Source organism: Stenomitos rutilans (genome assembly GCF_059505485.1).
Genome location: NZ_JCACKR010000009.1, coordinates 1 through 8,616, shown reverse-complemented (window position 1 = coordinate 8,616; position 8,616 = coordinate 1). Strand labels below are relative to the sequence as shown.

Below are 8,616 nucleotides of genomic sequence, written 5' to 3'. Positions count from 1 at the left end.
CTGCTAAGCCGCAATCACTATGATTTCCGGTTTTATTGAATCCATAATCCTAAGTCTGCCTGCTTGCGCGCCTTTTGCACCGGGTCTTGTTTGCGACGATGACTATGTCGAGTGCGTTTCCAGCGGTAAGTTTTTTTTAAGGAGTCGGCGGAGTCGGTCACGACTCAAATCGACTAACCGCTCTTGTTTCAGCTTTTTGGCTAATTGCAGACTGTTGTAGGTGCGGGGTTCGTGCTCTAAGCACGCCGTCAGATAAGCCAAGTCTGAGGCTTGCCACTTTGGTTTTGCGCCCCGTCCTGGGGCTTCCCATAGTCCGCCTAAATCCTGTTCTTCCCACCGTCGCAGTGTCGCTCTGACCGTATGAGGATGGCACTCGAACATGTCCGCAATCGCGGGCACATTCCATCCCTGAGCGTTCAGTCGCAACATGTGGGCGCGGTCACGCGTGCGCTGGGGAAGGTTCTGAGCTAGTCGCAGTTCTGTGAGGGTACGGTCTTCTTCAGGGGTCAAAACAATGCGTAAAGGAGCAGGCATGATAGGCGAATTTAGCTAACGCTCTATCTTACAATTAATTCCACCCACCTACTTATTCGCTTTGCTCCTAACGACCCCAAACAAAACCCGATTGAAGATATTTGGTTACAGGCAAAGCGGTGCATTCGAGCGTACTACCACCTGTGTCAATCATTCAATACCGTTAAGTTCCTGTTTGAGTTTGTGACTCACCGCCAAACCTTTGACTTTCCAAAGCTTTTTTCCTATGGTTGTTTCTCACAACTCATTTAGGATCGCTATAGCTGCGGAAGTGATCGAAAAGATCTTAAGAAAAGCTATTTTGATCACTGCCATAGGAATATTGGGTGTAGGAACTTACCTAATTGTTGAAGAGATAGATGATTTAGTTGCGTCTTTTCTAGAGGCGAAGCGAGGTCCGATACCAGTTGGAGGTCCTCATAATGACAAAATTTCTGAACGTATTAAGCAGCTTGAAGATGAGGGAATGGAACACGTTGCAGGGGGAGATAAAACTGAAGAAGTTATTCCGACACCTGGGGGCAAAAAAAGTTCGCGAAGACCTGACATAACAATGAAAAAGAAGGATGGAACAACCTATAGAGAGAATGTTGGTAAGAAGAAGAAAGATGGTACCCCTGTAAAACGTGAGAAAGAAGCTTTAGATGATATAGCAGTCCTAAATCATTTGTGAGATTGAGAGGCTTTGTGAGAAAGAATTCCAGTGGAATCCTTTCTCACAATCCAAATAGGATCGCTATATATACAAAAATATATGCTACTCACAAGAAGCACTAGAGTTTTATTATTCAGGTGGATTATGGAAACAATTTATCGATGGAAATATTGTTTTTTGTCCGGTTGACTAACTTATGACTCTAATCTGTATTTTTGAGAAGATACAAACAAAAAATGAAAAAGGATTTGAGGATATGAAAACAATTGTTTATCATAATGGTTTATTAACGTTCAAGTTGCCTACGTTATGGATTGAAAAACATGGAGATGATGGTGGTGCTGTTTTCTTCAGCTCAACAGCTATGTCAGGGAAACTAAATCTAAATGTTTTAACTTTCAAGACTACTCATGAAGCAAATACTGAAATAGCTCTTAAAATTTGTTCGCAGAAAAAAGAGTTTATGGGTTTCCAGGTAACTACACTGCCCAATGGTAATGCTATCTCCCAATACGCAGAAGTTGATGAAAGCAGAAACATTGCTTCATATCACTGGGAAATCGCTAATCCACTTTCCTCTAAGCATATTAGGTTGGCAATCTTCTCCTATCAAATTTATAAGACCTGTTTTGAAATGGAATCTGTTCAAGCTGAGATTGCGCTGTTAAATAAAGAAATTAGAAGTGCCAAGTTTGCACATGAAGTTGATTCATCAATCTGAATTTATATTTCTACTGAGTTTGATGATGGAAATACTTGGAGCGGGAGCGATCGCGGCTAGGGTGACTGGAGGAGTGATCGGTAATCTTGAAAGGCGATCGCGCTGGTTATGCTTCTTGATGGGCGATCGTCCCTATTGCTGTCTCCGTAACCAAGCATCTAGATCAGCGATAGTCCTAAAATCTAGCAAAGCTTCGCCTAATGACTCTAACTGATCAACAGGGAGTGCTGCGATTTGCGATCGCACCGAGTCGGGTAATTCTCCTACTTTTCGAGTTAAAAGCCGGAGAATGAGCGATCGCTCCCCTTCTAGTCTTTCTTCTAATCGCACTTCCTGACGTGCCTCTTCCCGTAGTTCCTGATAAATTACCGATTCCTGCATCAGTTCCCTCCGCAGCACGCGTCGAATCACCTGCCTGTCCAATACTAACCCAGCGAGAATGCCCGTGGCTGCACTCAGATTACTCTGTTGCTGTCGATCCCTCAGTTCATCAATCGATTGTGCCACTTGCTGTAACACCGAAGCGCGATCACTCGTTTGACTCAAGGCAGCAAAGGGCAGTAACCCAGGACACTGGAAGAAAAGCTCTGTCGGTTGCTCCCAGAGGCGCACAACTTGAAACTCATGGTACAACTGGTTGGCACTGAAGCTGGTTTGATACACCCGTTCGGAATCGGTCTGACGCAGATAAAGCACGACTTGTACCAGGCGTTTGGTGGGGAAGCGGCGATACACCCGTAAAGCATAATCTGCCATGCGAAAGGGCATGGTTGGGTCGGGGTCGGTTTGACATTCGCAGTGCAACACGACGTTCTCGGATTGCAGCAGAATCAGGGCATCAGCACGAATCGGCTCCAACGACAGTTCCGAGGATTTCAGTTCAGTTAGCACGATCGCTTCACCAAGCAGCCAACTGGCAAAGTCAGGAGAATACTGCTCAATTAGGAATTTGGAAACATTATCAAACATGGTGCGATTGTACCAGTTCAGGCTGACACCATGACCTGCGGAGGGGCGCGATCGTTTCCCCAATTCCATGCAATTCTGCCACAGTCCTCCCGTTATGATGCTTTTGGAGGGAAAACAGATGGGACGGGGAATGTCAGCAACAAGTACCTGTTCGCGGGTGAGCAGTATGACTCGAATCTGGGCGATTACTATCTGAGGGCACGGTACTACGATACTGACACTGGAAGATTTATAAGGAGAGATAGCTATGAAGGCAGGCTGAGTGAGCCGCTGACACTGCATAAGTATGTTTATGCTAGCGACAATCCAATTACTCTTATTGATCCGAGCGGTCACAATGCTTTAGATTACAGCCTCCAAAGTTTTGCTGCTGCTTCATTGCTTGAAAAAGTTCTCGTAGGAGGGTTAATTGTCACTGGTATAGCAATTGTGGGGTTAGGAACATATCTAGCTATTAGTGAATTCATTGAATTGTATGTTCCTAATTTCGCTGCACAGCGTGGAAAGCAAGGGGATGCTGGTGACACAGGAATCAGAAATGAGGCTATCGAACGTACTAGAGCGGGTGAAGCTAAAGATATTGAGGAAGCTCTTGACCAACTGATGAATGAGGCTAAACAAGCTAATGCTGGTAAAGGGGACAAGGAGTTACAACAGAGAATTAAGAGGGAACAAAAGGCACAACAAGTAAGAAAAAGTCGGCAAACTAAGGATAAGAAAAAATAATAGAAGCGGACACTAAGTTATAAGGAGACATTTGTGAGCCAGCCCAGCATTGAACTTTTACTAGAAGACTGTCAGTCTGGTGACCCTTCTAAACAAACGCCAGCAATCATGAAATTGAGGGACTTAGAGGCATTTGAAGCAATACCAGTCTTGATCAATTTACTCACCGCCTCTGAGGAAAATGTTCGAGGATGTGCAGTAGAAGCTTTAGGGTTGATAGGCAGTAGGGAAATTGAAACAGTCGGATCTGCACTCATAATATCTTTAGAAGATCCAGAAGCTCTCATTAGATCTGATGCTCTAGAAGCCCTTTCGAGGTTGAGATATATACCAGCAATGGAATTAACTACCATTCTCCTTCGCAGTGACCCTGATTGGGTAGTTCGAGCTACTGCTGCAGAAATACTTGCAGATTTAGCTGAAACAGGCAATCCAGAAGTTTTAGTGGCGCTTGATTTAGCCTTAGATGATCCCATTGATTCCGTCCGATCCTATGCAGCTTGTTCCATTGGTCTGTTAGGAGAAGCGTCACCAGAACTTCTATCTAACCTTCAGATATACCTTTCATCAGAAGAGTCATTGAGTACGAAAGCTGAAATTTTAGCTGCAAGGTATCGATTGGGTGCTGATGATGATTTGAATAAGTTGTTAGAGTTGCTCAACGACGCTGACGAACACCTAGCGGGTATTATTCTCAATATTTTAGAAGATTTAGCGGAACGTAAAACTCCTAAAACATTTGTAGCTAAATTCCCCAAGCTTAAGGAGGCAATAATTAAAATTTCAACCTTGTTCCCAATCCAAAAAAATCGTGCTGATCAGGTTGTCGCACAGTTAGAAGGTGTAGCTATTCAGTCTCAATTGCTAGGACTTGGAAACGCAGCACAATCATAGATCAGAAAGAATTATCCTGGTACAATCGCCCCTCCCTACAAATTGAGCCAAGAACACAAAACCTAACACCAATAGCGCTTTCAAGCTATTCCAAAGGCGATCGCTCCTGCTCCGAGTCTTGCCATTGCACAAATCCAGCAGCAGGAGATCGCCCCTCACAACCTAGCAGCATCAGCGCGATCACTCCTTGAGAAATGGCTTGAACAGGGCGATCGCTGACTTGGACATTTAGTTATAAAGACAAAAATAAGAATCATTGCTCCTCAAAGCCTTCAGCAAGGAGCGAGCGTACTTAAGCTTTCAAATAAAGTTTATTTCCATTGATTGAAACTTCTCTTAGGCTTTCAACCACCTGGACAAAGTTACTTCTTTCTATAGCTGATTTATCTTTTGTAAGAATTAGGAACATGGGCAGCGATTGCTTCATAGAAAATTTTCTAAGCGCATTATCGGATTTTTCTATCGTTTTGCCATATTCTTCAATCACTTGTCGAAGCTCAAATATGCTTCCTTTAGCATTCTCGTAGCTTATCAGTAAAGCTCTGTCAAGAAAACCATATTTGGTGGGAAACGGATGCACAAATCTTTTTTCTATTACACCCGATTCGACTATTTCATAAAACTCCTGAGTCTTACCAAACGATTTATGTTTTGAATCAAGTTCTCCTCTTGTCACTCTTAAAGAATTCAAATTATTACTAGTTAAAGATAGTTCTGCTACTTGAGAACTCAAGACTGCACTGATAAAACTGTCAATTCTGCTCCGCACTTCAAGATACTCTTCCTGGGAAGGAGTATAAGTCGAAAATAGACAAGATCTTTCTGCAAGACTAATACCTGCTATATAGCGGTTAGCTTTAGTAAAAGATTGATAGACATACCCTGGAAGTAGTGGCAAAGCTGTCAAACTAGACCGAAGAGATGTCAAGAGTACATTAAGCAAATTAATTGGCATATAGAACCTCTCTACTCTATGAAAATCTATACATCAGAAAACTGCTATTATCTAAGGCGATTAGGTATAGGTGTTGAAAAACCAACATAGATTCCAAGGCTAGAGAGTGCCCCCCTTGGAGCGGTACATCGACAATGTATCCCTTACCCCATCCAACAATAAGCCCCGTGCCAGAAAAGCCAGGAACCTCCACTTTACCTTGAGTAGCGAATCCGAAAAAAGACCAAGGGCTTGTACCAACGTATCTAGGTGTGTACATTACAACATCTTGCTCAGCATTGTAGTCGAAGGTTGTAGAATCCGCAGATGGTAAGAGATCTAAAGATTGCCCTAGCGTTCCAACCGCCCAAGAACCTTCATAGCCGTTACTCGCTTCAAGCTCTAGAATAAATCCATCAAGCTCCGGTAACGGAAATGGCGACGGAAGAGTAGGGGAGGAAAATTTCAACTCACCAAGTAGCTTGCCTTCCCATCTAATCTCTGATGGATTAAGTGCTGACGATATAGTTTGAGTAAGGTAGGCAGAAAGAGAAATTGCTGCCAGAATCTCTAGAACTGAAAGGGTGGCACCCGTCCCTAATGCTATAGCAGTCAATCCACCTGGATCTGTATAAAACCCTGGATTATTATTTGCATATACATACTTGTGCTGCGTCAGCGGTTCGCTGAGTTTACCCTCGTAAGTATCTCTCCTCTCAAACCTTCCAATCTCAGCACTGTAATATCTTGCTCGCAGATAGTAGTCACCCAGATTCGAGTCATACTGCTCCCCAGCAAACAGGTACTTGTTGCTTACAGCACCTGTCTCGCCTGTCTTTGTGCCGAAAGCATCATAACGGGAGTGATGATGTAAAAAATGAGTGGAAATAGAGGGTCAACGGGACACTACAATAAGAACGCCTGAACTAAACCCGTACTGAAACGGACAATGACTCGGACTCCCTTCGACCAGTTCTCCAAACAATTTCTGGAGCAATTTCTGACTCCGCTCGGCGAGGTGCGAATTACCCAGGAAGTGCCCGGTGAACCTCGCTTCGTGGATGTCTACTTTACCCCCTCCACCCAACCGATTATTGCTCCAGCGACTCTGGGATTGCTGGGCAGAATGGCTGCTACTCCCTGCTTGATTGAACCTTTTCGCAATGCTCCGTCGGAAGCCGAAGCCAAGAACTGTCTCCTTAAACTCCTGTTGGTTCATGCTGATCGACAGCGTCAAGCAAATCGGCAGGGGCAACAGATGGCAGACCAGGATCTACCGCATCTCTGGGTTTTGGCTCCATCCGCGAGCGATGCTTTTCTGGGCGGCTTGAAAGCAGAGGCGAATGCAGCTTGGCTACCAGGGGTGTACTGGTTGGGTAGAACATTCAAGACTGCGATCGTTGCCATTAACCAATTGCCAACAACGGAGGAGACCTTATGGCTCAGGATTTTGGGCAGAGGAGCAGTTCAGGAGCAAGCGATCGCTGAGGTGCTGACATTGCCAATGGATGACCCGCGTCGTGGGAATGTTTTACAATTACTGGTGAACTGGAAAATTAGTTTGGAATTGACAGGCGAGATCGAGCAAGAGGAGCAAAGTCTGATGGCAACACTATCACAAGCCTATCTGGAGTGGGAGCAACAGACAGAGCATCGCGGGGAGCAACGGGGTATTGAGCGGGGAGAGCGATCGCTCATCCTGCGTTTATTGACTCGCAAAATTGGAGCATTACCTGACTCAGTACGATCGCACATCAATACCTTAGCCATTCCTCAACTAGAAGCGTTAGGAGAAGCGCTGTTAGATTTCTCCAGTTTGGCTGATTTAGAGGCGTGGTTAGCAGAGCAAGGACGCTAGGCGATCGCTCCTCCAGTCACAATAACCGCGATCGCGCCCGCTCCGAATCTTTCCATTGAACAAATCCAGCAGCAGGCGATCGCCCCTCAAACTCAGCAGAATTAGCGCGATCGCCTCTCAAAATTAAGCGATCGCTCCTCCAGTCACAATAACCGCGATCGCGCCCGCTCCGAATTTTTCCATTGAACAAATTCAGCGGCAGGCGATCGCCCCTCAAAATTCCCAAGTATGATCAGCGCGATCGCATCTCAGAATCAAGCGATCGCTCCTCTAGTCATAAGAAGTGCGATCGCCCTTGCTATGACTCTTTTCCGTTGAACAAATCAAGCAACAGGCGATCGCTCCTCTTGCAACTTACCCGTCGCATGGAAGCCTTACCTGAACCCGCACGATCGCAAATCGATGCACTCTCGATTACCGCGCTGGAGGCATTGGGCCAAGCGTTGCTAGATTTTAGTACGATCGCCGATTTAGACACTTGGTTACAAGCACAGCAGGAATAGCGATCACATTTGAAGTGGGTTGAAAACGCTGTTACTACTGGGTTTTATGCTGCCGATTCGATCCGAGGGGAGGGGCGATCGAACTTATCAATAGTGGTTAAATTTTCGCCCTTGAAATGAAGCTATTGGAATACAATTCAAGTTAAATTCTTCCATCGCTAACCTAAAGGGTGAGTACCATCTTTCATCTAATGTCGGCACATAGGCTTGAAACTCAGCACAATATCCAGAGTGGGAGTAGCTCAGATTTTGAATTCGCTCATCGGGCACCTTGAAGAAAATGGGGAACTCAAGCCGTCTAAAAAACCTTAAGATATGCTCATCAAAAACACTTTTTTCTGCTTCAGAAATTGATCTTTTAAAGAAAAAAACGTACCAATTATATTCAAAAAGTAAATTTTCCTCTTCGCGTTTTACTTTCTTCCAATCAAGTTGGAGAACTGAGGGCTTTCTGAGTAGGCGAACGACAGATTCTGCCGTTGAACCCTCGTCAAGAACAACTCGAATTTTTTTTAATTTTAATTCCTTAGCAGTGGTGAGATATGAATGCCCTCTTACAACAAATATTGATGCAGACTCCACTCTAATCACAATAGTTGGTACGGAATTGATCTTAGAGTAATAGTATTGAAGATGCTCTTGAACAAAGGCATCTTTTTCTGTGTCCGGAAACAAAGACTCGTTAATTGAAATCTCATCAGTGTTTAATTCAATTAGTGAGGTTTTCATTCCATTTGCCTCCCAAAACTCATTCTTATGAAGCTCCTCCTGATTGACTGACAGAAGTAAGGGCTTATCGGCGGAAAGTCTTGATGATTGCAG

12 protein-coding genes and 1 pseudogene are annotated in these 8,616 nt (G+C 44.5%); 6 read left to right on the top strand and 7 right to left on the bottom strand.

The annotated features are described in order from the left end of the window. Positions 1-102 precede the first annotated feature (102 nt). Entirely contained in the window at positions 103-534 is a 432-nt protein-coding gene (locus AC5JLP_RS00415; protein WP_496065911.1) for a helix-turn-helix domain-containing protein, read from the bottom strand. Positions 535-760: 226 nt separating this feature from the next. On the opposite strand from AC5JLP_RS00415, the gene AC5JLP_RS00410 reads away from it, so the two are divergent. Continuing rightward, entirely contained in the window at positions 761-1,207 is a 447-nt protein-coding gene (locus tag AC5JLP_RS00410; RefSeq protein ID WP_496065910.1) for a hypothetical protein, read from the top strand. 238 nt (positions 1,208-1,445) lie between these two features. Continuing rightward, positions 1,446-1,910 (top strand): hypothetical protein, encoded by a 465-nt coding sequence (locus tag AC5JLP_RS00405; RefSeq protein WP_496065909.1) that lies wholly within the window; start codon positions 1,446-1,448, stop codon positions 1,908-1,910. A 132-nt stretch (positions 1,911-2,042) separates the two neighbouring features. Here the strand turns inward: AC5JLP_RS00405 and AC5JLP_RS00400 are convergent, their stop codons facing one another. Continuing rightward, positions 2,043-2,948: an Rpn family recombination-promoting nuclease/putative transposase gene (locus tag AC5JLP_RS00400; RefSeq protein ID WP_496065908.1), complete on the bottom strand. Its 906-nt coding sequence runs from the start codon at positions 2,946-2,948 to the stop codon at positions 2,043-2,045. Between AC5JLP_RS00400 and AC5JLP_RS00395 the strand changes: the two genes are divergently transcribed. Continuing rightward, positions 2,910-3,605, top strand: a complete 696-nt coding sequence (locus AC5JLP_RS00395; protein WP_496065907.1) for an RHS repeat-associated core domain-containing protein — start codon at positions 2,910-2,912, stop codon at positions 3,603-3,605. The two genes, AC5JLP_RS00400 and AC5JLP_RS00395, sit on opposite strands and share 39 nt — an antisense overlap. Before the next feature lie 33 nt (positions 3,606-3,638). After that, positions 3,639-4,499, top strand: a complete 861-nt coding sequence (locus AC5JLP_RS00390; protein ID WP_496065906.1) for a HEAT repeat domain-containing protein — start codon at positions 3,639-3,641, stop codon at positions 4,497-4,499. Between the two features lie 292 nt (positions 4,500-4,791). On the opposite strand, the gene AC5JLP_RS00385 is transcribed toward AC5JLP_RS00390, so the two are convergent. The 3 genes and pseudogenes from AC5JLP_RS00385 to AC5JLP_RS00375 all read right to left on the bottom strand — a co-directional run. Further along, positions 4,792-5,454: a hypothetical protein gene (locus AC5JLP_RS00385; RefSeq protein ID WP_496065905.1), complete on the bottom strand. Its 663-nt coding sequence runs from the start codon at positions 5,452-5,454 to the stop codon at positions 4,792-4,794. Positions 5,455-5,470: 16 nt separating this feature from the next. After that, entirely contained in the window at positions 5,471-6,049 is a 579-nt protein-coding gene (locus AC5JLP_RS00380) for a hypothetical protein (protein ID WP_496065904.1), read from the bottom strand. A gap of 9 nt (positions 6,050-6,058) precedes the next feature. Next, positions 6,059-6,322 (bottom strand): annotated as a pseudogene (locus AC5JLP_RS00375) (RHS repeat-associated core domain-containing protein); the annotation flags it as partial. A 60-nt stretch (positions 6,323-6,382) separates the two neighbouring features. Here AC5JLP_RS00375 and AC5JLP_RS00370 point away from each other — a divergent pair. Continuing rightward, the gene (locus AC5JLP_RS00370; RefSeq protein ID WP_496065903.1) at positions 6,383-7,291 is read left to right on the top strand and encodes a DUF4351 domain-containing protein; all 909 of its coding nucleotides are present in this window, start codon (positions 6,383-6,385) and stop codon (positions 7,289-7,291) included. 16 nt (positions 7,292-7,307) lie between these two features. Here the strand turns inward: AC5JLP_RS00370 and AC5JLP_RS00365 are convergent, their stop codons facing one another. After that, the gene (locus AC5JLP_RS00365) at positions 7,308-7,481 is read right to left on the bottom strand and encodes a hypothetical protein (protein WP_496065902.1); all 174 of its coding nucleotides are present in this window, start codon (positions 7,479-7,481) and stop codon (positions 7,308-7,310) included. Here AC5JLP_RS00365 and AC5JLP_RS00360 point away from each other — a divergent pair. Next, positions 7,474-7,794, top strand: coding sequence for a DUF4351 domain-containing protein (locus tag AC5JLP_RS00360; protein ID WP_496065901.1), 321 nt, complete (start codon positions 7,474-7,476; stop codon positions 7,792-7,794). The two genes, AC5JLP_RS00365 and AC5JLP_RS00360, sit on opposite strands and share 8 nt — an antisense overlap. An 87-nt stretch (positions 7,795-7,881) precedes the next feature. On the opposite strand, the gene AC5JLP_RS00355 is transcribed toward AC5JLP_RS00360, so the two are convergent. Further along, the coding region (locus tag AC5JLP_RS00355) for a hypothetical protein (protein WP_496065900.1) at positions 7,882-8,616 on the bottom strand (735 nt) is incomplete at its 5' end.

Coding starts and splice junctions, on each gene's coding strand:
- AC5JLP_RS00415 (WP_496065911.1), bottom strand. CDS start 534: ATGCCTGCTCCTTTACGCATTGTTTTGACCCCTGAAGAAGACCGTACC.
- AC5JLP_RS00410 (WP_496065910.1), top strand. CDS start 761: ATGGTTGTTTCTCACAACTCATTTAGGATCGCTATAGCTGCGGAAGTG.
- AC5JLP_RS00405 (WP_496065909.1), top strand. CDS start 1,446: ATGAAAACAATTGTTTATCATAATGGTTTATTAACGTTCAAGTTGCCT.
- AC5JLP_RS00395 (WP_496065907.1), top strand. CDS start 2,910: ATGACCTGCGGAGGGGCGCGATCGTTTCCCCAATTCCATGCAATTCTG.
- AC5JLP_RS00400 (WP_496065908.1), bottom strand. CDS start 2,948: ATGGAATTGGGGAAACGATCGCGCCCCTCCGCAGGTCATGGTGTCAGC.
- AC5JLP_RS00385 (WP_496065905.1), bottom strand. CDS start 5,454: ATGCCAATTAATTTGCTTAATGTACTCTTGACATCTCTTCGGTCTAGT.
- AC5JLP_RS00370 (WP_496065903.1), top strand. CDS start 6,383: ATGACTCGGACTCCCTTCGACCAGTTCTCCAAACAATTTCTGGAGCAA.